Origin of the sequence: Rhodopirellula bahusiensis (assembly GCF_002727185.1) — a bacterium.
GTDB classification, from domain to species: Bacteria; Planctomycetota; Planctomycetia; order Pirellulales; family Pirellulaceae; genus Rhodopirellula; species Rhodopirellula bahusiensis.
This window is the reverse complement of record NZ_NIZW01000018.1, coordinates 42640-67099: the sequence shown is the minus strand read 5'-3', so window position 1 is coordinate 67099 and position 24460 is coordinate 42640. Positions and strand designations below refer to the sequence as shown.

Sequence of the window (24460 nt, the reverse complement as noted above, 5' to 3'; positions counted from 1 at the left end):
AACCCGGCGATTGAATCACACAGGAAAAGCCAATCAGGAATTTCGTTGAGGTTTCCGGCGTCCGTTATTAGACTGATCGTCGGCTGCCGGTCGGAATCCGATTGATGTCGGCCCTCATTCTCACCCTCGACGTTCTTCTCTGCAAAAGAATCCACCGATGCGACTGATCGATCGCCACTCTCGAATTCGCACCTTGGCCAGTTTCGCGTTCGCAGCGTTGTTGGCGACTGCTCTGGCACCCTCCAGCTTTGGCCAGGACGGCGGTGGCGGCGGAGACGTCACAAATAACTTCGGCACCCAGCCCGCCGGTGTGGATGTCGATGCGACCGGCGTCCTAAAAGTTCGGACAATCGACCCGCGTCTGGCTCGCCAGCAGTGGATGCAGTCGCGAGCCAATGCGACTCCCGGCGAGTCGATGGAAACAAGCAAACTGCGAAAAGTCTCGCTGAACCGTTTGGAAGCAGCCATTTCTGAATACGTCGAAGCGGATCGTCCGCTCCCAAGTGAGATGCTGGCAATGGCCGGGCTGACTTCGGTTGAGTACGTGTTCTTCTATCCCGATTCCAACGACATCGTTTTGGCTGGTCCAGCCGAAGGTTACGTCGCCGATGCAACCGAACGTTTCGTCGGCATGCAGTCGGGACGTCCCAGCGTTCTGTTGGAAGATGTCGTCGTTGCTCTGCGAGCCTTTCCTCCACAAGGCAAGCCTGCCCGAGTGATCTCGGTGTCGATCGATCCAACCCCAGAGGGTTTGCAGCGAATGCAGCAGTTCCTGATGCGAGTCGGTGGCCGGGCCGGACGTGGTGACACACTGCAACTCGTTCGTGGACTGAAAGAAAACCTCGGGCTGCAAACGGTTTCGATCGAAGGCATCCCAGCCGCCAGCCACTTCGCTCGCGTGTTGGTGGAAGCCGACTATCGAATGAAGTTGATCGGCATTGGTTTGGAACAACTGCCCGTTCCCGTTCGCAGCTACGTTTCTCGCACCAACCCCGTCACCGTTTCAGCCAATTCAATGGAACGTTGGTACTTCCAACCCAACTACGACGGCGTGTCGGTCAGCGAAGACAACCTGGCAATGCGAATCAATGAGCGTGGCGTTCAATTGGTTGGTGCCAATGAGCGTGTTCAAGGCGACGGTGCTCGCGTCGGGACCGGCCGAGTGAATCGTGCCAGCCAAGCGTTCACGAAAGAGTTCACCGAGAAGTACAACCAAATCGCTGACCGCGTTCGCGTTTACGCTGAGCTGCGTCAGTTGATCGATTTGTCGATCGCAGCCGCCTACATCCACGAGCAAGACTTCTACGGCCAAGCCAACTGGGACATGCCCGTTTTGGGCGATGAGGGCAAGGTCAGCGTGCAGACTTACACGGCTCCAGAGAAGGTCGAAACCGCTGTGAATGCGATCTGGAGAGGCAACACTTTGATGACTCCGTTGGGTGGCGGCGTCAACGTCCAGCCACGGATTGCACTGAAGAAGGACCGCGTCACAATCGACACCGAAGGCCAGCATGTGCAGGTCAAACATTCCTCGGGGCCAGATCAATTGGCACCCGGCCAATGGTGGTGGGACTGATTCAAGATGAAATCGACTGATACAACTCTCTTCGCCGTCGCGGCTCGTTTCGCGGCGGCGTTTTCTTTTGTCGCATGCTTCAGCTTCGCGTCGCCTAAGGACGCCAGCGGAAACGAAAGCACTGGGCGGCCACAAACGATGCCGTTAATCGTTGCGCATCGCGGGGCATCGCATTCCGCACCGGAAAACACGTTGTCCGCGTTCAACCTGGCATGGGAAGAAAACGCCGACGCGATCGAAGGTGACTTCTACCTTTCGTCCGATGGCGAAATCGTTTGCTTGCATGACAAGACAACTGCTCGCACCGCACCGGGGTCACCCTCGCTGAAGGTCTCCGAAGCGTCATTTGCACAGCTTCGCAAGCTGGATGTGGGCACTTGGAAGAACGAGCGATATGCCGGCGAAAGCATCCCAACTTTGAAGGAAGTCATGGCGACAGTGCCCGATGGGAAGGGAATCTTCATCGAAATTAAATGTGGGCCGGAGATCCTGCCAACATTGAAGAAACAATTGGAAGAATGCTCGTTGAAACCGGAGCAGATCACGATCATTTGCTTCAATGCCGAAGTCGTTCGCCAGGCTCGTCAGACAATGCCTTACGAGGTCAATTGGTTGTCTTCGTACAAGAAGCAATTGACCGGCGGTTGGAAGCCGAGCGTGAGCAGCGTGACCGACCAATTGAAGTCAACTAATGCAACCGGGTTTGGGACTCAGGTCAAAGCCGGGTTGGTTGGTTCGGTTCTCAACGAAGCATTCTGCGACGCCGTGCGTGGCACGGGCTGTGGCATGCACGGTTGGACGATCGATGATGCCGCGGTTGCCAAGCAGTTGGTTGAACTAGGGTTCGTTAGCATCACGACGAATCGCCCGGCCTACATCCGAGACGCTTTGGCTGATTGAAGTCAGCGAAGTTCGAGAACTTTGCGGATCTTCGTGGCGACGTGAAGGTCCGATTCGACTTTCAGTCGTTCGTGCAATCGTTGTTGGACCGTTCGGTTCTTTGACGGGGCCAAGATCGAAAGCACGTGCAAACGAACATGACGGTCGCTGTCGTCAAGCATCATTGATAGCCACGGCCAAGCGTTCAGGCCGCCGGACTTCAGCATCGAGTCGATCAGCGTGATCCGATCGCGGGGTTCGGCGATCGCGATTGCGGTGCCAAATTCCAACTGAACTTTCGTGAACCCACGCTCGGTCAGTTCTGCTCGAGCTTGTTCGGCCAGCGAAGCGTCTGGGTTGCCCAGGTGCCGCAGAATCGTTTCGTCATCCATCGCAGTGAATGGAGACTGAGTCAGCTCCGCGTTGACGCGAACGACTCGTCCTTCGGTGGACTTTGCCAGTCGAGGCATTTCAGGAACGCGGTGGACCGGAGTGTCCGAGGTGGCTGGAACCTGAGTCAAAGGTACCGTGACTCCTTCAGGGACTGACTCAAGTTGTCCGCTGTCTGGATCAGAAGTTCCCGGCGACTGCAAACGAGTCGCTGTTTCTTGAACTTGGACGGACTGCGATTCGGATGTTCCCGAGCGGATGATTGCGACCGGACGCGATGGTGGCCAATCCGTCCACATCGAATCCGTGTCAGCACTCGGCAATTGGTTTGCTTCGTCAGACGCAACCGGAGCTTTCGCGAGCGTCCGTGTTGATTGATCGAGTTGGGCCAGCGTATCCCGTGAGCTTTGCGACACTTCTGCAATCAGCTCTCGAAGTTCAGTGCTCATGTCTGACTCGCCCAGCGTTTCGGTGCCGGCAAATTCCAGCATCGTCTGGCGAAGCAACGAACGTGTCCGAGCCGTTTGGCGAGGCGTCCATTCCGCGAATGGCTTCGCCTTCAGATTCTCGCGAACACCGGCGATCAGATGTTGGTGCGACCGAGCGGCCATCTCCGGAGAGAGCGTGGTCCAGTCATTTTGAAGTTGATTCAGGAGCCCAAAAGCGACTTCCGAGACCGAGTCTTCTTCGTCGATCAAAGTCGCGGCCAGCGGTTCAATCGCGTCGATCCCGAAACCAGCAATCTGGAACAATCGATCATTCTTGTCCGACACGCTGAGCGTGGGCAGTTCTTGGACGAGCTGGTTCAACAAATACTGTTTGCCGTAGACTGTCACCAACAACCAAACCGTGGTGATAGCCGCTGCAATTCCTAGGAACTGAAGGGCGTGCACGAACCGCTGCTTCGCTCCGCTGGCGGGAGGCAAAGCAATCGAAAAAGGGTTCGGCGTATCGGCCGCGGAAAGCGATTCGGAAGGGGGCGTCGGCATGGGGGGATTGTGCCGATCCAGGCCATCCGACAACAAGATCAATTCGAAAGCGTGCCATTCTGCTTTCTACACACGAACTACAAGCGTTCGCCATGATTCGCTCCGGGCAGCTCATTGCGTCGTGATTTCGGTGGAAAGATACGCGGGTTGCGCAACGGAGTCCTCTCGATTCGATAGGTAGGGTAGATCAGTTTTTGAAGGATTTACCGTTTCCTCCGGGAATCTGGCTAAGCCTTTTCGATCCGGCGGACCGATACTACCCGCACAACCCAATGCGGTTTGCTCAAAAAGTGGGGCGGCGGCGGGACTTAACAGTGATCAGCAGTGACGTTGGTTGAGCGAGTTCTCAATCGAACGTGACGGCAACTCCTAGCATGACGGTGGAACAACGATGTCGGTACGGAAGCTGACTGCAAAACTATTGGCAGCCCTGGCGGTATTTGCTGGTGGCGCTTCGGTGTCTGCCCAGGAGCATGCTTTGGCGGACCCCTTCGCGTTTGACCCAGATTTTCAATGGTTCGAGCCGATCTACGATGCTGACATCGTGGACACGAAGCCAAAGAAGCGGGCTCATACGGGCTGGTTCGGAACTTACGACAAGCTGCACTTGTGGGGCAAACGCCCTGACGAAGCAAGCGGAATCGGCGACGGTTATCAACTGGACTTTGGCGAAGGCAACCGATACGAATTCGGTTACATGACGCCGGGCAAAGACACCGGGTGGCTGTTCGGTTGGTCCGACTTGGACGTCGCGGCAGCCGATGTGACTCGGTTCGATCGTCTCAATCGGCTGAACGACGAACAACTCGACGGAGAGCCAGAGTTTCCTGGCGGCCAGTTCGGGACGAACGTGTTGACTTCGGACAACAACAACTTCGGTTACGACACTCGGTTCTACGAAATTGGTCGTTCGACCAACATCGTCGAATACGACAGCTACGAAATCAACAAGACTTGGCGAATGGAGCCGTACCACTACGGCGGAATTCTTGAACCCATGCTTGGCGTTCGATTCGTAACGATGGACGACTCGGCGTTCAACCGGAACTACAGCCGAACGAAGGATGCAACCACGGCACCTTCTGCTTCAGCCGCACCGTACTTCACTGACCTCGGTGTCTCCGCGGATGCATATGAAATCTTGGATGAAGAGCTCCAGGAAATTCAAAACGAGATGTACACCATCCAAATGGGTTTCCGGTACTTTAAGTTCGTCAATCGCTTCCGCTACTCAGCTGAGTTCCGAGCCTTCACCGGATTGAACTTGCAGAATGCGATGCGACGTACCCGGCAGGAAACGACCTACTACGATGGGTTCGACACTGGTGCAGAAGTGACCGACTACTTCAGTTCGGAAAGCTTGGTGACGTACGAACGCAGCGATGAGTTCTTCATCGGATACGACGTGCGAGCTGAGGTTGGATACCAACTCACGCAAATGATTCACGTTCGCGGCGGTTTCCAACTGCTCGATCTGGCCAAGGGCGTGTGGCGAAACGAACGTGCTGGCAACAGCAGCAACTTGAGCTACGGGGCCACTGACCAGAACTTCCTGGCCGTTGGCGGAACCTTCGGGATCGAACTGAACCGCTAATTCCGACACCGTCCCACTGCTAGCTGATCACATCATTGAAGCCGGCGAGGTGAATTCACCTCGTCGGCTTTTTGCGTTGAGTCGTGGCGTTTCATTGGATCGATCTTCGATTGGTGCATTTGATCGCTTGGTGCGTCTGACGTCGGCGGATGAGGTATGATGCGAGTCCAATCGCTACGGCGATTCCCCGCCTCAACTTTCTCCCCCGCCTCAAATGGAGTCTTGCCATGCGTCATGTCAAGAATCGACGTTCTTTCATGAAGTCCGCTGCGATCGCCGGCTCAGCGATCACGCTTCCCGCGTTGCAGTATTCTCGCGTCTACGGCGCCAACGATCGTCTGCAAATTGCGAGCGTCGGTACCGGCGGCAAAGGTTGGAGCGATTTGCTCGGGGTTGCCGCCAGCCCGCAAGTGGAAGTGGCCGGGCTGTGTGACATCGACAGTTCCGCGAAACACCTCGGCCAGGCTGCCGATCGGTTCACCGCGGCACGTCAGTACGATGATTGGCGTCAGTTGCTTGATGAAAGCAGTGATCTGCAAGGTGTCTTGGTCTCCACGCCTGATTTCATGCACGCACCAATCTCGCTCGCGGCGATGCAATTGGGCAAGAACGTGTTTTGTCAAAAGCCTTTGACCCACACCGTCTTGGAAGCCCGCCAGATGCGAAGGGCGGCCGACAAGTTCGGCGTGGTGACGCAGATGTGCAATCAGATTCAATCGCACTCAGCCTATCGCACAGCCGTTCACTTGGTTCATGAAGGAATGATCGGCAAGGTACGCGAGGTGCATTCGTGGCAAGGTGGCCAACCGTCCTGGCCTCGACACATTCCGCGTCCAAGCGAGAGCGATCCGGTTCCGGCGAACGTGCGGTGGGACTTGTGGCAAGGCGTTGCTGCCGAGCGTCCCTACAAGATTGGTATGTATCACCCGTTCAATTGGCGAGGATGGCAAGCCTACGGCACCGGGCAGTTGGGTGACTTCGGATGCCACATCTTGGATCCGGTCTTCAAAGCACTGGAGATTCGTTCGCCGACGAAGTTGACGGTCGATGCACCCGAGCTGATGCCAGAGACATGGACCGATCGAGCAACGGTGCAGTACGAGTTTCCTGGTACGAAGTACACGGCGGGATCAACGCTGCCGGTCACCTGGTACGACGGTGTTGGCGTGTCGCCGCCGCGAGAGACGCTGGCTCACATTCCAAGCGACGCGAAACTGCCGGGCGCGGGCTCGGTGCTGGTTGGCGACAAAGGCACGTTGGTGATTCCACATGTCGCGATGCCGCAGCTCTATCGGCCTGATCAATCCGTTGCTGCCGATCTACCGGTGATCCCTTCCGTCGACCACTACACCCAGTGGGCGGACGCTTGTCGCGGAATGGGAGAAACAACTTCGCACTTCGATTACGCGGGGCCGCTGACGGAGACGGTCTTGCTGGGAACCATTGGGATCCGCTTCCCAGGTCAAAAACTGCAGTGGGATGCGGAGGCGATGAAGATCACCAATCACGCGGAAGCCCAGCAATGGATCTCCAAGCCTTACCGCAAAGGCTGGGAACCGAACTGGATCTAGGTTGTTGGAAGTTGGTCACACCAATCTCCTCGCTGATGGTATTCGTTCTGTGCCTATGAGCCGGAAATGTGCGTACTTGTCGGGCTCGAGGGACGTCCTACGATGAATCCAAAAGCACGGAGCGGCGATGCGGATTGCACGTCGCTGCCTGCTGGGAACGGATCACGCCGTTCGACTGGAACGCGTTTTCGCATCGGTTGCGTTTGCTGTGTCTCGCGGTCGGGCGACCACAAGCAGGAACACCACGATGAAAGCCGTTGCATACAAGACTCCTGGATCAATCGACCGGGACGACTCTTTGCAAAACATCACGCTTGAAAAACCCACTGCGGAAGGTCGTGATCTGCTGGTCAAGGTCCACGCGGTTTCGGTCAATCCCGTGGATGTGAAAGTCCGCAGCAAAACTTCCCCGGAAGGCAGCGAATGGCGGGTGCTTGGGTTCGATGCGGCTGGCGTGGTCGAATCAGTTGGTCCGGAAGTGGAAAGTTTTCAACCCGGAGATGCAGTCTTCTATGCGGGGTCGATCGCACGCCCGGGCACAAACAGTGAGTTTCACCTGGTCGATGAACGCATCGTCGGGCACAAGCCTTCTACCTTGAGCGACACCGAGGCCGCGGCGCTGCCACTGACCGCGATCACCGCGTGGGAGATGTTGTTCGATCGGCTCGATGTGGAACGTCCAACGCCTCAGGGTGGCGACACGATCCTGGTCGTGGGCGGTGCAGGAGGAGTTGGCTCGATCACGATTCAATTGCTGCGAGCGTTGACGGACATGACGATCATCGCCACCGCTTCGCGGCCCGAAACCCAAGACTGGGTCCGTGAACTTGGTGCGCATCACGCCATCAACCATCGTCAGCCGATGGCGCCGCAGGTGAAGGCACTCGGAATCGGCGACCCCGGTTTTGTGTTCTCAACAACTCACTCCGACCAACATCTCGAAGACATTGTCGAGTTGATGGCACCGCAGGGACGTTTCGGATTGATCGATGATCCGCCGCACCTTGATGTTAGCAAGCTGAAACAAAAAGCACTGTCGTTGCATTGGGAATTCATGTTCGCTCGATCGCTGTTTGGCACACCCGACATGGACCAGCAACGCAAATTGCTCAATGAAGTTGCCTCGTTGGTAGACGCTGGGAAGATTCGATCCACCGCAACGGAAACGGCGGGCAAGATCAACGCCGCCAACTTGAAGCAAGTCCATGCGAAGATCGAGAGCAACACCGCTCGCGGCAAGATCGTGCTGGAAGGTTTCTAAGCAACGCAAGAAGAACAGTCGTCAAACTTCGTAGTGGATGAGGCAACAAATCATGTATCTCAAGACTATCGCCCAACCCTTTTTTGCGATGACAGCATTGCTTGCCGTCTGGTTGGTCTCGAATGCGACGGCGTCGGCTCAAACGACAGCGGTTGAGTCGGGGCAACTGTTCGGCCGTTAGGCAACGGTCCGGCTGCTGATGGCTAATCGATTCAGGTCAAACGCAACCGTTGGCAGGCAAACTGGATCGCATCCATCAGAGCGTCAACGTCGTCACGCGAGTTGTAAACTCCGAAGCTTGCTCGCACAGTCGCGCTGACGCCCAGCAGATCGTGAAGCGGCATCGTGCAGTGGTGACCATGCCGGACGAAGACACCCTTTCGATCGAGTAATTGCGCCAAGTCTTCCGGATGGGCTCCGTCGATTGTGAAGCTGGTGATCGCTCCTCGGTGCTCGACGCCAGGACCATAGATCCGCATGCCGGGGATTTCTTGCAGACGATTGTAGGCGTATTCAAGCACATTCCGCTCGTGTTCCTGGACCTTGTCCATTCCGAGCGTGCCCATGTAATCAATCGCCGCGCCCAACGCGATCGCTTGAGCGATCTGAATCGTTCCCGCTTCGAACTTGGCGGGAGAAGAAGCCCATGTGGAGTGATCTTTGTATACGCGATCGATCATGTGACCGCCGAATAGGATCGGGGCGGTCTGTTCGAGCAGTTCGCGTTTTCCATACAGCACGCCAACGCCGCTCGGCCCGTACAACTTGTGTCCCGAGAACGCCAAGAAGTCGATCCCGCTGGCGACAACATCAGTGTGCTCGTGAGGAACGCTTTGCGCTCCGTCGACAACGATCACCGCGCCGGCGTCGTGAGCTTTTTTCGCGAGTTCATCGATCGGGTTGAGCGTGCCGAGCATGTTCGACATGCCGGTGACCGCCACAATTTTGGTTTTGTCGCTCAGCACTTCGCCGATGCGGGCCATTTCCAAACGACCATCATCGGTCAGCGGGAGAAAGCGGCATGTCGCTCCCGTTTGCGCGGCGAGTTGTTGCCAAGGAACGAAGTTCGCATGGTGTTCCATCTCGTTGATGAGGATCTCGTCGCCGGCTTTCAGGTTTCGCTTTCCCCAGCCACTGGCGACCAGGTTCAACGACATCGTGCAGCCGGAGGTGAAAACGATCTCGTCGGAGTGTTCGGCACGGATGAACTGCCGGACTTTCTCGCGTGCACCTTCGAGCTCCTCGTCAACGATCGCACCAAATCGGTACACGCCGCGATACGCGTTGGCGTAATAGTTCTCGTAGACCTCTCGTTCTTTATCGATGACGCACTGTGGCTTTTGCGCCGACGCTCCACTGTCGAGATAGACAAGCGGCAAACCCTTGGGAAGCGGTTTCTGCAGAATCGGGAAGTCGCCGCGGACGGCTTCGATGTCGAGTGGAATCATGATTGGGCCTCTGCCTGGACGGCTAGTTCTCGAACGCGTTGGACCATGCTGTACAGCCCGTTCCGTCGTTGCGGACTGAGGTGCCGCTCGAGTCCCAGTTTCTTGAACGCCTCTTCGGCATTGATCGAGATGATCTCCTGCGGTGTCTTGCGGGAATACAACGCTGCGATCACCGCAATCAAACCGTTGACGATCACAGCATCGCTGTTCGCCAGAAACTCCACAGTCGGTGGGTTGGACTTTTTGATGTCGGCAACCAACCAAACATTGCTCTGGCAGCCATGAACTCGGTTTTCCTCGGTTTTGGATTCCGCGGGCAACTCAGGCAAGCTGAAACCCAGGTCAATCAAGTAATCACAACGCTCGTCCCAATCGGGCAAGTCCTCGAATTCCTCGTACAATTCTTCGATCGTTAAATCTTGCAATCCAATCTACCTCTGTTTGTGGTTTCGCCTTCTTCGCTGCATTCACTTCCCTAGTTTGACGCAGAAACGCCGATTCCAATAGGTCACACGATCTTGGAAAGCTGCGTGGACCGGCCGATTCCGCCCGATTGAAGGGGCTCACCCAGGACAATTTGTTCCGACCGGCCTGGTGACCGCTGCAGTGTTGACGTGGAAGGCCACTCGAGCAACATCCAATCCGCCGTCAGCACATCGCTTGCCAGCACAACGATTGCCTGCCCAGCAAAACTATACGTGCGTGCATAGATGCGGGGCCATGCTCGCAGCATCCTGCGAATGCCGCCCGCGAGAAACTCTGCTCCGCGTCACCACCTCATCCCACCGCGTGACGGGTTGTTGATTTAGTCGTATACCGAATGGCAATTATTAGCCGATGAGCGTTCGCACCGGATTTCGAGACGCAACCGGGCCTAATGTCCGTCGGCTGATGAAGGCCGTTTGAAACGGTGATTTGCCAAGCACGAATTTGTGTTCAGAAATTCTGGGTTTGGGTTCCGGCGTGCGGTCGATAGCGGCCGGCCACCAACGAAAATGAGCCGAGGCTGCATCAAAACAGCGTCGGCTCGTGGGGGGAAAAGAAGGGAATTGCGCCAACCGAATCAAAGCATTGGCTGAAGGGTCTTGAGCTGCGTCGAAATCTTCTCGAAGACGATATCGACGTCGACTTCTTCGCCACCGTGAAGCGTGTTGTCGAGTTCTCCAAACGCGTTCATGAGTGCTTCCGTGGCCTCGCTCACAGTGTCCTGCTGTTCGCTCGAGAGATCAGCCTTCTTCGCCAGTTCTGGCAGGCATTCGATCAAGTGTCCAATTTCGTGAAGTTCGCCATGCGCGTCGTTCGGTTTGCCGCTGGCGAACGCTGTCGTGATCTTGCTACCCATTTCTTCGATTTGTTCCACGGCTTGGTGAAGCGTTTCAGGGTCGCCGCATTCCTCGGGTTTCCCGATTCGGGACGGGTGGTTCCCGCTTCAGTGTCCATTGCAGCGAGCGACAACTCACATCCACCAAGGCTGTTGGATCCGGGATTTGACAAATTCGATTTTGAGAGTTGACTAAATCGCCAGTGGCTGTAGAGTACAGGTAGATGGCTTTTGGAAACGGGTGCGCCCTACACGCACGCCCGTTTGGTTGACTGGTCGGTCAACGTGAAATCGCAACTCTAACGGTGCAGAAAGATGAGCTCATTGGAAACTCGTCACGTTCGACTTCCCCGTCTCGCGTTCGTTGTGCGGAATCTCTTCGCGCTCTTCCTGTTCGGCACGGGAATCATGACGATGGGGTTTGGATTGAACGGGTACCCGGTCGATCAAACGCCTGACGAAGTGGGGCGGTTCATGATTGCACTCCAGGCAACGGGCTACCTGATCTTTTGGGTGGGCCTGTTCAAGACAATCGCGGGCGGGTTGATGTTCTTTCCACGCACCGCCCCACTCGCGATCCTGATGTCACTTCCGTACGCGTTCAACATCCTGCTCTATGTGACGCTATTTGCTCATCAATTCTTGGTGATTGGGCTACCGGATTTCGGGGCATGTGTGTTTCTGCTTTACTGCTATTTCGATTGGTATCGACCGATCTTCGCTGCCCAAAATACGAGTTCGCTTCCCGATCCAATGAAGGATGCAAACGCAGTTTGATTCGGAGTCCTCGCCCGGATTCGCGATTGGGCGCGTCGCCTCTCTGATTCGATCTGAAATGGCGTCGGTGTTGAAGAACGCAGATTGGCCATTTTCACCGGAAGAAACACAGACCTTGATCACGTTGCCTGACGCTGGCAATCCACGCTCCAGGAGCGAATTGGCATCTCAAATGATCTGTCCTGCCGTTGCTGGATGACTTGGGGAAAGCAACGCTCAAGGGCATTTCAAAATCTGAGCTCAGCGGGATGCGACTCGCTCTTCCAAAGATGCAACAGAACTTGCCGAAACGACTCGAGTGCGATCGTTCATAAAGACGCGCAATCCGCGATGGGCAGCACGCATCGGTTTCGCATTGCAAATTCAGAAGCGTCACGCTCTCGATTCGAAGACTGACGTGGCGGAAGGAGAACCCCTTTGACGTTTTAACGATGTGATGCAACTTCCATCTGCAAACGGAAACGACTGAGATGAACGAAACGACTAACAAGACCGCGATCGTGACGGGGGCATCGCGAGGGATCGGCGCCGCCGTTGCAAAGCGGCTCGCCAGTGATGGTTTCAACGTCATCGTCAATTACGCTGGCAGTCAGGATGCGGCAACCGAGGTTGTGAACACCATCGAAACGGCGGGTGGTCATGCCTTTGCGGTCCAGGCCGACGTTTCCGATTCCGCCGCGGTCAAACGAATGTTCGATCGTGCTGAGTCAGAATATGGCGGTGTGGATGTGCTGGTGAACAACGCGGGCATCATGAAGTTGGCGCCGATTGCGGAATGCGATGATTCCGTGTTTGACGATCAAGTCGCTGTCAACTTTCGTGGCACGTTCAACACGTTGCGGGAGGCTGGAAAGCGATTGCGAGACGGCGGGCGAATCGTCAACTTTTCCACGACCGTCGTGGGATTGAAGTTCGAGACGTACGGTGTTTATGCAGGCATCAAAGCCGCGGTCGAAACAATGACCGGGATCATGGCGAAGGAAATGCGAGGAAGGAACATCACGGTCAACGCCGTCGCACCTGGACCGACGGGCACTGCGTTGTTCCTCGACGGCAAATCCGACGAATTGGTGGAGAAACTATCCAAAGCGGCTCCATTGGAACGACTGGCGACGCCGGAAGACATCGCAGGTGTTGTCTCGTTCTTGGTCGGCCCCGATGGTGGCTGGGTGAACGGTCAAACGGTTCGTGCCAACGGAGGCATGGTCTGAGCGATGGAGGCGTTGAACGCTTCGGCTGCCGGGTCCGGAACAGTGTCTGAACGGTAAAAGCGTTGCGCACCAACTTGAAGAGGGCAGAACCACGAAGATCCGAGTTGCCGCATGCTGAGTTGCGAACTCGACCGTACAAGAATCCTCACAGAGCAAAGTTTGAATCGATGGCAAAACGCCCCGAAAGGGAACTGGAAGTGATCCGGTCGACTCCCATCACCGAGCATATGTTGCGCATTACATTGGGCGGCGAAGAGCTCGCGAGCCTTGCCGCGGATCAAGAGAGCGCGTATGTGAAGTTGTTGATCTCTCAGAGTGATGGTGAACCGCCTTTGAAACGCAGTTATACGATTCGCCACCAGCGACCGACAGAAATTGACATCGACTTTGTCTTGCATGAGTCGCCTGGACCGGCGTCTGCTTGGGCGATCGGTGCTCAACCGGGAGATCGGATCACTGTCGCGGGGCCAGGCCCGAAAAAGCTGATCAATCACGCCGCGGACTGGTTCCTGTTGGCGGGAGACATGACGGCGATTCCGGCGATCAGTGTGAACTTGAGGCAATTGCCCGAGGACGCAATTGGCTACGTCGTGATCGAGGTCCCCAGTCCGGCGGACATTCAGGATCTGGAGCATCCGGCAAAGGTGGAACTTCATTGGGAGGTCAACCCGGAACCTGATGTCGATGGCTTGTTCCTTGCTTCGAAGGTTCGAACGCTATCGTGGTTGGAAGGCCAACCTGCGGTTTGGGCCGCCTGTGAGTTCAACAGCATGCGGGTGCTGAGAAGTTTTCTGGGAGAGCACGACAATCTTCCCAACACGCATCTGTACCTGTCGAGTTACTGGAAGCTCGGCCAATCCGACGAAGGTCATAAACAAGCCAAGCGACTCGACAGCGAACAGGAAGAGGTGAACAAGGGAGCGTGACGCATTGCTGTCTCCTGACGAAAGCAGCGGCGGGAGGTTGACCACGATTCGTTGAACGAGCTTCCAAGCGAAGCTTCAATCGCCCTTCCGACTGAATGGTCGGTAGGCGAAACCTCATCTCGAATCGCATCATCCAGCCGATGGCCGTTAGGCCCGGTTCAGTCGTAGAACTGGTGTGAACGCACATCGGCTAATGTTCTCAACGTCTTCGATGTATCTGCACTGTGGACGCAACTCCTTGGATGGTGTTTTGATTCCGTTTGTGCTACCAAAGCAACCAGTCAAACATTGATCCTCTGACCAACCGAAAGAGTCGCTATGAGTGATGCTGAACTTGAGTCTATCGAGAAAGCGGCGGAAGACTCGGCGTCCGAGCCATCCACCACAGAGCGTGTCGCGAACGAGTTGAGTCCACTTCGAGTTTGGCCAGCGGTTGTGCTGCTGGTGCTGATGGCGATCGCCCGATTTGTGCCTCCGACGATTGAAGACGCTCCGCTGATCTTGATGATGGTGGCGGTGATTGGCCCGGTGGTGTTGGGGGCATTGATCTTGCTGTGGTGGCTGACCTTCAGTCGTGCCTCGCTGAAAGAACGCTTGGTCGGGTTCTTCGGAGCGTTGTTGATCGCCCTTGGTTGCATCTTGTCGTTGGACAAAACGATGATCGGCCCGGGCATCATGATGGTGACTGTTCCACTTGGCACGGCCGCGTTTGGCATCGGGGCCGTGTTGCTGAGTCGTTGGCTTTCTTTCAACCGAACGATTGTCGCGCTGCTACTGGCATTGTGCGGGTTTGGGTATTCGACGCTCCTACGAAGCGAAGGCATGTGGGGGCACTTCGCTTTGGATCTTCATTGGCGTTGGGAACCGACGGCGGAAGAGTTGATGCTGGCCGATCGAGCGGATGCACCGACTAGCGATGCTGCGATCAGCTCGGACGCCGAAATGGACGAGTGGCTTGCCGATCCACAATGGACTCAGTTTCGTGGACCAGGACGAGTGAGCCAACAGCACGGACCAGCGATCCAGACGGACTGGTTGACGAACAAGCCCGAACTGATTTGGAAGATTCCCGTTGGTCCCGGGTGGTCGTCGTTCGCCGTGGCTGGGAATTTGTTGTTCACACAGGAACAACGCGGCGAACAAGAGACCGTGGTTTGCTACACCGCCGATGAAGGCATCGAAGTTTGGTCGCAGGAAATCGAATCGCGGTTCTTTGATCCGCTGGGTGGGCCCGGCCCAAGAGCCACGCCAACGCTTTTTGATGGCAGCGTTTTTGTTCAAGGAGCGAGCGGGCAACTGCAGCGACTGGATGCCAAAACTGGGGAATCGATTTGGGAAGTGGACGTGCGAGAGGTCGCTGACCGGGAGCCGCCGGTGTGGGGATTCTCTTCGTCTCCCTTGGTCGTTGGTTCGGCCGTGATCGTTCACGCGGGAGGCGAAGATGACAAGGGCACACTCGCTTTTGAAATCGAGTCGGGCGAATTGAAATGGTCCACCGCGGCTGGCGATCATTCCTACAGCTCCCCGCAATTGCTGAATCTGTTCGGCGAAGACTACGTGGTGATGTTCACCAACGCTGGCATGAATATTCTGGATCCAGAGTCCGGCGAATCGCGTTGCGACTTCGAATGGAAACTGGAAGGCTACAGTGCCGTGCAACCTCAGGTCATCGCGGGCAATTCGATTGTGCTGGCCAGCCAACAAGAAACGCGGTGTTTGGACCTGACCCAAACGGCAGACGGATTCGAGGTCGAAGAGCGTTGGGCCTCTCGAAAGCTGAAGCCGGACTTCAATGACTTCGTGATTCACGACGGTTATGCGTACGGCTTCGATGCGGAGATCTTCGCATGCGTTGACTTGGAGACTGGCCAACGAGAATGGAAGCGTGGACGTTACGGGAAGGGCCAAGTTTTGATGCTCGCCGACTCCGGTGTGTTGTTGGTGATCGGCGAACGGGGCGAACTCATTTTGTTGGCGGCGAATCCGTCGAAGCATGAAGAGCTCGCGAGCTTCGAAGCCCTCGACGGCAAAACTTGGAACCATCCGGTGGTCATTGGCGACCGGTTGTACGTTCGCAATTCGCAAGAGGCAGCCTGTTATCGCTTGCCGGTGGAGAACGAGTCAGAAAATCCTGATGACTTGGCGGGTCAATCAGCTGCACCGCTCTAGCGGCGAGTTCGGTTCGCTGTCCGATGCTCTGCCGCACTGAACGCTCTGATTGATTTCGGCCTCGTATCGAACCGGAGTCGGTTCGGATACAGTTCATGATCAATCCCCTATCTGTGGCCGAGGAAAGCATGGCAAAAGTCGATCAACCAGCCCCGAAGAACGATGACTCCGAGGACGTCGCCGATCACACGGCGACCATCAAGTCGCAGATTCTCGAAAAAATTGGCAAGCCGCCGCGATTGGATCGCGTCGAAGTCTGTCGTCATCACAATGGAAATTATCGCGTCAACGTCTGGGAGGAGCTCGAGCCTCTGGGAGAGTTCTCGTTGTCGAAACGGATCCACATCGGGGCGTCCTACTACCTGAAAGTTTCCGATTCGGGCGAAATCATTCACAGCAACCCGCCGCTGGTGAAACGCAAGCACTCGTCGTGAAACCATCCTCCCCATCGACGGCCAAATGGAGCGTCGTTGATCGTAAAATCGGCCGCAGATTGATTGCATAGAAGATTCAACATGTTGATAGAGATTGGCGGCACGTATGACTTGGAAGTGGTCAAGAAAACCGACTTCGGAATGTTCTTGGACGCCGGAGATCTAGGCGAGATCTTGCTGCCCACAAAACACACTCCGGCCGACCTGGGTCCGGGCGACATCGTCGAAGTCTTTCTATACCTGGACTCGGAAGACCGGCCGATCGCGACGACTCAGGTGCCCAAGGCGGAAGTTGGCGAGTTCGCGTACTTGGAAGTCAAGGAGAACACCCCGATTGGCGCGTTTCTGGACTGGGGATTGGATAAAGACGTTTTGGCTCCGTTCGCGGAACAGCATCGCCCGATGGTCGTGGGAAAGTCCTACCTCGTGTTCTTGTATCTCGACAACCAAGATCGAATCACGGCGACATCGAAAATTGACAAGTACGTGAGCAATGATCCCGAGCATGGTTTTTACGCTCAGCAGGCTGTTGAATTGATCATCGCCAACAGCACTGAAATGGGATTCAAAGCGATCGTCGATCAGAGCCATTGGGGTTTGTTGTACAATGACGACGTGGATCAGCGGCTGAGTTTTGGTCAGACCATCGAAGGCTACGTCAAACACGTCCGAGCCGACGGGAAGATTGACTTGAGCCTGAAGAGCGGTCAGCAAATTCGCGATGACTACAGCCAGATCATTGAAGACTATTTGCACGATCACGAAGGGTTCGCACCGGTTCACGACAAGTCGCCACCAGAACAAATCTCCGAGCTATTTGGGATGAGCAAAGGGCAGTTCAAGAAGGCGATTGGTGGGCTGTACAAACAGCAACTCATCACGATCGCGAAGGACGGGATCCGATTGGTTTGATCGCCAGGACGTAAGAAGCGGAGCCGTTCGGATCGACAGAGCTGGAAACGCCAAGCATTCGGAGATGAGCGATGCATCGAACCATTCCGCAGAAATCGTTCGCTGTTCGGTCGATTCAGTCGCTTGATCGAGACACGCGGATGATCCCAATCGTTCGGGAATGCGTTTCTGTCGTTGCTTTCGTCATCGTCCTAATGGTCGCAGTGAGGACTGGTTGGTCGGAAGACGACGCAAAGCTTTCTGCAGAAGCAAAACCAACTGCCGATCAACTCGATTTCTTCGAGTCCAAGATTCGCCCGTTGCTGATCGATCATTGCTACGAGTGCCATGGAGAGGAATCGCAAGAATCCGAACTTCGAGTTGATACGCTGGCGGGGATGTTGACGGGCGGATTGGCCGGAGCGTCGGTGGTGCCAGGAAAACCCGCGAGCAGTTTGCTGATTACGGCGGTTCGATACCAAGACAATGATCTGAAGATGCCGCCGGACGCGAAGTTGTCCGAGATACAAATCGCCAATTTGGTGCGATGGGTTGAGATGGGGACGCCGCATCCCGATGCAGATTCCGTTGGCCCGATCGCTCAGCGAGGTGCGGTCGATATTCAGGAAGGCCGCAAGCACTGGGCGTTTCAACCGCCCATCAAAGTTTCCCCGCCATTGATTGAGAGTTTGCCATCGCCCAACGAGGCAGTCCCCTATCAAAGTGCTGCCAATCCGATCGACGCGTTTGTGCAGGCCGAACTGACCAGCATGGGACTGCGTCCGAACCCACCCGCCGACAAACGCACGCTCATTCGTCGGGTCACATTTGACTTGATCGGGCTGCCCCCGACGACAGGCGAGATTGATGCATTTCTAGCGGATCAATCACCCCTCGCGTTCGCGAAAGTAGTCGACCGGTTGCTTGCTTCGCCGCACTATGGAGAGCGATGGGGGCGACATTGGCTGGACATTGCTCGCTACGCCGATTCCAACGGTCTCGATGAAAACGTGGTCCACGGAAACGCTTGGCGGTATCGCGACTACGTTGTGCGTTCACTGAACAGTGACAAACCCTACGATGAATTCGTCGTTGAACAACTGGCGGGCGACTTGCTGGAATCTGGCAATGACACACAGCTTCGCCACGACCGTTTGATTGCGACGGGATTTCTGGTCCTCGGACCAAAGGTTCTGGCTGAGCAGGACGAAGCCAAAATGGAGATGGATATCATCGATGAGCAGATCGACACCGTTGGTCGCAGTCTCATGGGCCTGACACTCGGCTGCGCACGCTGTCACACGCACAAGTTTGATCCGATCAGCCACCACGACTATTACGGTTTGGCTGGGATCTTCAAAAGCACTCGAACGATGGACAGCTACGCAACCGTCGCGAAGTGGCACGAGAACACAATTGAGTCAACTGAGCAAGTGACTCAACGGGAACTGCATGAAAAGCAAGTTGAGTCCCTTGAGCAGCAAATCGCTGGACAAATCTCAGAGGCGGCTTCCTCTCTCAATCTATCGGAAGTCGAGGCAGCACCCGACGAGATCGAAAAACACCTTCCCGATGAGACGAAGGTGAAGATAAAGTCTCTCCGCGGAGAGTTGGCGAAATTGGAAGCTTCGGCTCCGGTTTTGCCGACCGCAATGGGCGTTGTCGAAGGGGAAGTGGCGGACACGAGCGTGCATCTTCGCGGCAGTCATCTCACTCTCGGTGACGTTGTTCCTCGTCGCGTTCCGGAGGTCCTGGCGATCGGTGGCCAGCCCGCTATCGCGTCTAATCACAGCGGGCGACTTGAGTTTGCACATTGGCTGACCAGCGGCGATCATCCACTCACCGCTCGGGTGATGATCAATCGCTTGTGGCGAGGTCACTTTGGACGAGGACTGGTGAATACGGTCGACAATTTCGGCTTGAAAGGCAGTCCACCAACGCACCCCGAATTATTGGATTGGTTGGCGGTCCAGTTTATCGAGGAAGGTTGGTCGATCAAAGCGATGCACCGCCTGATCCTATTGTCACAAACCTACCAGCGAAGCAGTGACTTCAATGCGACGAACGCGGAGATGGATCCCGACAACAAATGGCATTGGCGATTCAACATCCGGCGACTGGAAGCAGAAGCCATTCGTGATGGTTTACTGGCCGTCAGCGGGCAACTGGATCGCACGACGGGCGGCAATATCATGCCCTACGGAAATCGCGAGTACGTCTTCAATCACACTTCGGAAGACAAGTCGAAGTACGATACGAAGCGGCGTTCAATCTATGTGCCGGTGATTCGAAACCATCTGTACGACATGTTTCAACTGTTCGACTACACCGACGCGAGTGTTTTAACCGGGGACCGAAACACCAGCACGATCGCGCCGCAAGCTTTGTTCTTGATGAACTCAGAGATGCTGGCGGACCGGACGTTTGCGATGGCGGATCGCTTGTTGAACACCGGCGAGAATTCAGTTCAACGAATCAGCCATTTGTACCTGGAAGCGTACGGGCGACCTCCCACGGATTCGGAGTTGTCAGATGGCGTGCGATTTCTCTCGCGGTTCGAGAGCGGAGTGCGAGAAAATTATGTTGTTTCCGGTGTTAGCAACTCTTACCCAGAACGATTGGCGTGGCAGGCGTTGTGCCAAGCTGTTGTCTCCTCCAGTGAGTTTGTCTACATCCGCTAACGCTCATTCAGAGATCTAAACATCTTAGCGGAGCGGCGCAAGCCGCCCGGTCCTGACGCGTGACCGGAGGGCTTGGGTCCTACCGCTATCATGGCTCCTTCCACTTGGTCAATCTGATGCAATTCTCACGACGACATCTCTTGCAAAACACCGCGGCGGGTTTTGGATCGCTGGCGTTGGCGTCGTTGTTGGCTGATGAAGTTCGAGCGTCCAACGGTACCGGAGCGTCGCCAGGTTCGGGGACCCCGCATTTCCCACCAAAAGCGAAACGCGTCATCTTTCTATTCATGAAAGGGGGCCCGTCGCACATGGACACGTTTGACTACAAACCGCAGTTGCAAAGGGACGACGGCAAACCGTTGCCTTTTGAAAAACCACGCGTCCAATTCGCTCCGACCAGCAACCTGCTGGCTTCGCCGTGGAAATTCACTCGACACGGAGACAGCGGCATCGCGGTCAGCGAATTGTTCCCGCATGTCGCGGAGTGCGTTGACGATCTTTGCATCATCAATTCACTGCATGGAACCAATCCGGCGCACGGAGGCGCCAGCATGAAGTTGCACACCGGCAGCGATGTGTTCGTGCGTCCCAGCATGGGATCGTGGGTCAACTATGGATTGGGAACCGAAAACCAGAACCTACCCGGATTCATCACGATCTGTCCGACTTTGGCTCACGGTGGAACGAAGAATTGGGGATCCGCGTTCCTGCCCGCTAGCGTTTCGGGGACCCCCATCGGCAACGCCAGCCAATCATCCGATCAGGCTCGTGTGAAATACGTCCAGAATTCGCGAATGTCTCGCGAAGCACAGAGGATGCAACTGGATCTGACGCAGTCGATGAACCGTGAGTTTCTGAGGACGGCTGGACCCAATTCGGAACTGGAGGCTCGTATTGAATCGTTTGAGCTTGCGTTTCGAATGCAGACTGAAATGCCGGACGCTTTGGATTTGGAAGCCGAAACGGAGGCAACGCACAAACTCTATGGGATCGACCAAGAGACCACCGCCGACTTTGGCCGCCAATGCTTGATGGCACGTCGATTTGCCGAACGCGGTGTGCGGTTTGTCCAGATCACTCACAGCAACACGGAAGTGCAGTGGGATCAACACGGCAATCTTCGCAAAGGTCACGAGCAGAATGCGGCAGAGGTTGATTTGCCGATTGCCGGGTTGTTGAAAGATCTGAAGGCACGTGGACTGTTGGATGACACGCTGGTTCTATGGGGCGGCGAATTCGGACGCACGCCAACCTGCGAAGGCTCTGGACGGGATGGACGCGACCACAACCCGGAAGGCTTCACGATGTGGATGGCGGGCGCCGGCTTAAAGACCGGAATCCAGTATGGAGCCACGGATGAATACGGCTACTACGCGGTCGAGAACAAAGTCCACATCCATGACCTGCATGCCACGATGTTGCATCTTCTCGGGCTAAACCACGAGCAACTCACCTACCGTCGCGCCGGCCGGGATTTTCGCTTGACGGATGTGGCCGGCAAAGTTGTCCACGACTTGTTCGCATAGACGCGTCAGAACAATCACTCAAGATTTTTGCGGTGTCGATACGTGGTCTGATGTGGCTTTCGTCGCAAATGGATTGGGGTGCACTTCGCCGACGATGTTGTTCTGCGAGCTGATCCAACTACGGATTTGACCTTCGGATTGATAGCCGACATGGTCGCCCAATTTTTGTCCATTGCGGAACAGCATCATTCGCGGGATGCCGGTGATGTTGTACTTGTACGCGAGGTCTTGATTGGAGCAGACGCTGAGGCAATGGATCTCCAAACCTTTTGGCGAATCGGATTTGATCGCAGCGAGTTCTTCGTCCAATCGGTTGCACGGTCCGCAGGTGGACGATCCGAACTTCACCAAGATCAACTTGTCTTGATCGATCAACTGTTCGAACGATTCCTCGCTGTACGCTCCCGTGATTTCCGACATGCTGCAACCACCACCACCGAACCCAATGATTGCAATCGAGAGGAGCAAACAAAACTGAGCCGCAATCGGATGATTCATCTGGATGTCGTTCGAGGTGAGAAACGTGCAATCACCGCATCGAAGCGGGATCAGGTGACCATGGTCCTTCGCGGGAACTCTTGGTCGCAAATGACCTCTTGTCAAATGTTTTGGGAAGAAGCCAGAGTCATGACCACGACTGAAATGCTTTTCTTCTCGCTGCCGCGGATGCATGCGGCTGCGATGTGGTCGGAACTAGAGTGCCGCAACACCGCACTTGGGGCACGTCACTCCAAAGCTGAATGGCCTCGTCCGCGGTTCTCGCCAACCGTCTCATTCGGTTGCCCAAACGCTCCGTCCGTGTCATCAGCGAAGAAGCAGGAGACTCGCTTCGCGTCAACGTCGTGAAGGTACAAGGAAAGGCAACCACGATTTCGTGGATGGCTTTGCGAAGATTCAGATTGGTGTGCTGGTGAACGCCTCGTTTAAATCACTGCTTGGTTCGTCTTTCGACGTCGCAATGCGAGTCCCACACCGCCCATAGCAATGATCGCAAGTGAGCTTGGTTCGGGGACAGCAGTCGGTACCGTTGAATGTAAAATCATCGAGTGAGTACGTAGTTCAGGGCTTTGTTCCCGTATCAAATGTACTCTAAGCGTAAAGCCTAAATTCGATTGTCGAACCGATGCCTTGATACTGTGCACCTGTCAAACTAATCGTCTCACCGTCAATATCTGCTACTCCAATATCTGATCCGAAGCCGTCCAGGCTTGAACGCAGTGCAAACTTCGTTGGTCCAATCGTTGCGAGTGGTGATCCACCGAACGTTTGGAACCCGGAATAGTCGAAGCTTTCGAAGTCAATTGCGAATCCTGCGAGAGGACTGATTTCGAATCCGAAGGAAGTACATCTCAAGGGAGGTGTCAAGATCGCTGGTGATTCTATGCATTTCGTCTGATGGGTTCCCCTTCACTACGGCAGGTGCGTCAATGAAACAACATGCCGCGGGCGGTGAGGTAGCCGACGAGGAAGCCGATGGCGGTGAAGGCGAGGATGCTGGCCAACCAGGTGATCGTTGAGATGCCGATCGCTTGAGAAGGTGCTGAGTTGGGGGCATCCGCCTGAGGTGCTTCGGGTGGTGGTGGCGGGGTGATGGATGAACTGCTGCCTGAAGCAGGGGGTTCGGCGGACGCACCATCGGAGCCGATGTTGTCCCAGCTCATTTCGTCAAGCATTGATTCGCCGAGCGAGTCTTCGGGGCGAGGGATTCCCGCCGCGGGAATTGCAACGGGCTGCATGCCTTCACCGATCTGAATCGACCCGGCATCGTTCGTGTCAGCGTCCATCGTTGCCCAGGGGCTCAATCGCATCACGACTTCGGCGGCGGTGGTGATGCGTCGAGACACATCCTTTTCCATCATGTCGGCGATGGTGTCCACAAACGCTTCGCTGAGGTCCGGCGCATGTTGAGTTGGCTTGAGCGGCATCTCGTTCAAATGCCGACGGCACTTCGACTTCGAATCGCCACCCGGGAACGGGACCGAACCGGTGCAGGCGTAGTACAGCGTGCATCCGAGCGAATAGATATCGCTGGGAGGTCCGACTTGATCCGGCGTTCGGATCTGTTCGGGTGAAAGGTAATCCGCGGTACCCACCACCATGCCGGCTCGCGGATCATCGTCGGGGCCGAACGATAAAGCCGCCAGCCCAACGTCTGAGACTTTCGCGTGACCATCCGGCGTCACCATAATGTTGGCCGGTTTGACATCGCGATGGACCAAGCCGGATTCATGCGCATAGGCCAGACCCGCGGCGGCTTGAGCGATGATCGATGCGGCTTGTTGCATCGACAGTCGGCCGTGCTCTCGAACCAGACGACGCAGATCGGTGCCCGGGACATACTCCGTAACCAGGTAATGGACCTTGCCGTCTTTGCCAGCGTCGAAGGCTCGAACCAAGTAGGGGCTGTCCAAGTTCGACTGCAGCCGAATTTCGCGAGCGAAGCTTTCCAGGCTCAGCGGATCGGACTTTTGCAGCGGAAGCACTTTGATCGCACACTGCCTGCCCATGATTTTGTGCACGCCACCGAAGACCTGACCCATGCCACCTTGGCCGAGGAACTCAGTGATGACGTAGTTGCCCAGAGTCAGCTTGGTGCGTCCGGCTCGAATTTGCTGGGACTGGTAAGGCGTCAAAATTCGATCGCGAACGAGAACCTTGGACATTTCCTCACAGACCAACTCGGGATCCAATCGGTCTTCGCTCGCCAGGTTTTGCTTGACTTCTTTGGCCGCGCGTTCCCATTGTTCTGCCTTGAGCAGATCAGAACGCAAGGCGGCTTCGCGAAAAACGGCGACGGGAGAAAGCGACTCGGACAT

General features: G+C 55.8%; 20 protein-coding genes and 1 pseudogene. 14 read left to right on the top strand and 7 right to left on the bottom strand.

The window, feature by feature from the left end; genetic code table 11:
* The first annotated feature begins 157 nt into the window (after positions 1-157).
* Positions 158-1576 carry a DUF1598 domain-containing protein gene (locus CEE69_RS21430; protein WP_233215498.1) on the top strand — a complete coding sequence of 473 codons (1419 nt, stop codon included), beginning with the start codon at positions 158-160 and terminating at the stop codon, positions 1574-1576.
* 6 nt (positions 1577-1582) lie between these two features.
* Positions 1583-2476 carry a glycerophosphodiester phosphodiesterase gene (locus CEE69_RS21425; protein WP_099262659.1) on the top strand — a complete coding sequence of 298 codons (894 nt, stop codon included), beginning with the start codon at positions 1583-1585 and terminating at the stop codon, positions 2474-2476.
* 2 nt (positions 2477-2478) lie between these two features.
* Here CEE69_RS21425 and CEE69_RS21420 read toward each other — a convergent pair whose 3' ends face one another.
* Positions 2479-3834, bottom strand: coding sequence for a hypothetical protein (locus CEE69_RS21420; RefSeq protein WP_233215497.1), 1356 nt, complete (start codon positions 3832-3834; stop codon positions 2479-2481).
* 391 nt (positions 3835-4225) lie between these two features.
* Here CEE69_RS21420 and CEE69_RS21415 point away from each other — a divergent pair, with 391 nt between their 5' ends.
* The 3 genes from CEE69_RS21415 to CEE69_RS21400 all read left to right on the top strand — a co-directional run bounded on the left by CEE69_RS21415 (position 4226) and on the right by CEE69_RS21400 (position 8260).
* Complete coding sequence (locus tag CEE69_RS21415; protein WP_099262657.1) at positions 4226-5428, top strand: hypothetical protein; 1203 nt, start codon at positions 4226-4228, stop codon at positions 5426-5428.
* 227 nt (positions 5429-5655) lie between these two features.
* Positions 5656-6999, top strand: a complete 1344-nt coding sequence (locus tag CEE69_RS21405) for a Gfo/Idh/MocA family protein (RefSeq protein ID WP_099262655.1) — start codon at positions 5656-5658, stop codon at positions 6997-6999.
* A gap of 247 nt (positions 7000-7246) precedes the next feature.
* Positions 7247-8260, top strand: coding sequence for a zinc-binding alcohol dehydrogenase family protein (locus CEE69_RS21400; RefSeq protein ID WP_099262739.1), 1014 nt, complete (start codon positions 7247-7249; stop codon positions 8258-8260).
* A 212-nt stretch (positions 8261-8472) separates the two neighbouring features.
* Here the strand turns inward: CEE69_RS21400 and CEE69_RS21395 are convergent, their stop codons facing one another.
* The 3 genes from CEE69_RS21395 to CEE69_RS21375 form a co-directional block, all read right to left on the bottom strand.
* A complete protein-coding gene (locus tag CEE69_RS21395; RefSeq protein WP_099262654.1) occupies positions 8473-9708 on the bottom strand; it encodes an aminotransferase class V-fold PLP-dependent enzyme in 1236 nt (411 codons plus the stop codon).
* Positions 9705-10133: a SufE family protein gene (locus CEE69_RS21390; protein WP_099262653.1), complete on the bottom strand. Its 429-nt coding sequence runs from the start codon at positions 10131-10133 to the stop codon at positions 9705-9707. Before CEE69_RS21390 ends, CEE69_RS21395 begins: the two co-directional genes overlap by 4 nt.
* 638 nt (positions 10134-10771) lie before the next feature.
* The gene (locus tag CEE69_RS21375) at positions 10772-11050 is read right to left on the bottom strand and encodes a hypothetical protein (protein ID WP_158231057.1); all 279 of its coding nucleotides are present in this window, start codon (positions 11048-11050) and stop codon (positions 10772-10774) included.
* 294 nt (positions 11051-11344) lie between these two features.
* On the opposite strand from CEE69_RS21375, the gene CEE69_RS21370 reads away from it, so the two are divergent.
* The 9 genes and pseudogenes from CEE69_RS21370 to CEE69_RS21330 all read left to right on the top strand — a co-directional run bounded on the left by CEE69_RS21370 (position 11345) and on the right by CEE69_RS21330 (position 21644).
* Positions 11345-11806 carry a hypothetical protein gene (locus CEE69_RS21370; protein ID WP_099262649.1) on the top strand — a complete coding sequence of 154 codons (462 nt, stop codon included), beginning with the start codon at positions 11345-11347 and terminating at the stop codon, positions 11804-11806.
* A pseudogene (locus tag CEE69_RS33300) lies at positions 11790-12120 on the top strand (hypothetical protein). The gene CEE69_RS21370 and the pseudogene CEE69_RS33300 overlap by 17 nt, the downstream one beginning before the upstream one ends.
* A 156-nt stretch (positions 12121-12276) precedes the next feature.
* Positions 12277-13017, top strand: coding sequence for an SDR family oxidoreductase (locus tag CEE69_RS21360; protein ID WP_099262648.1), 741 nt, complete (start codon positions 12277-12279; stop codon positions 13015-13017).
* Positions 13018-13184: 167 nt separating this feature from the next.
* Positions 13185-13943, top strand: coding sequence for a siderophore-interacting protein (locus CEE69_RS21355; protein WP_099262647.1), 759 nt, complete (start codon positions 13185-13187; stop codon positions 13941-13943).
* Positions 13944-14261: 318 nt separating this feature from the next.
* Positions 14262-16112 carry an outer membrane protein assembly factor BamB family protein gene (locus tag CEE69_RS21350; protein WP_099262646.1) on the top strand — a complete coding sequence of 617 codons (1851 nt, stop codon included), beginning with the start codon at positions 14262-14264 and terminating at the stop codon, positions 16110-16112.
* Between the two features lie 95 nt (positions 16113-16207).
* Positions 16208-16546: a hypothetical protein gene (locus tag CEE69_RS21345; protein WP_233215496.1), complete on the top strand. Its 339-nt coding sequence runs from the start codon at positions 16208-16210 to the stop codon at positions 16544-16546.
* 81 nt (positions 16547-16627) lie between these two features.
* Positions 16628-17458 carry a CvfB family protein gene (locus tag CEE69_RS21340; RefSeq protein ID WP_099262644.1) on the top strand — a complete coding sequence of 277 codons (831 nt, stop codon included), beginning with the start codon at positions 16628-16630 and terminating at the stop codon, positions 17456-17458.
* Between the two features lie 194 nt (positions 17459-17652).
* Positions 17653-20118, top strand: coding sequence for a PSD1 and planctomycete cytochrome C domain-containing protein (locus CEE69_RS21335; protein WP_390179993.1), 2466 nt, complete (start codon positions 17653-17655; stop codon positions 20116-20118).
* A gap of 116 nt (positions 20119-20234) precedes the next feature.
* Positions 20235-21644, top strand: a complete 1410-nt coding sequence (locus tag CEE69_RS21330) for a DUF1501 domain-containing protein (RefSeq protein ID WP_099262643.1) — start codon at positions 20235-20237, stop codon at positions 21642-21644.
* An 18-nt stretch (positions 21645-21662) separates the two neighbouring features.
* Here the strand turns inward: CEE69_RS21330 and CEE69_RS21325 are convergent, their stop codons facing one another.
* The 3 genes from CEE69_RS21325 to CEE69_RS21305 all read right to left on the bottom strand — a co-directional run bounded on the left by CEE69_RS21325 (position 21663) and on the right by CEE69_RS21305 (position 24460).
* Entirely contained in the window at positions 21663-22142 is a 480-nt protein-coding gene (locus CEE69_RS21325) for a thioredoxin family protein (RefSeq protein ID WP_099262642.1), read from the bottom strand.
* A gap of 425 nt (positions 22143-22567) precedes the next feature.
* Positions 22568-22687 carry a PEP-CTERM sorting domain-containing protein gene (locus CEE69_RS33725; protein ID WP_099262640.1) on the bottom strand — a complete coding sequence of 40 codons (120 nt, stop codon included), beginning with the start codon at positions 22685-22687 and terminating at the stop codon, positions 22568-22570.
* A 381-nt stretch (positions 22688-23068) separates the two neighbouring features.
* On the bottom strand, positions 23069-24460 hold the full coding sequence (locus tag CEE69_RS21305; protein ID WP_099262638.1) for a serine/threonine protein kinase: 1392 nt from the start codon (positions 24458-24460) through the stop codon (positions 23069-23071).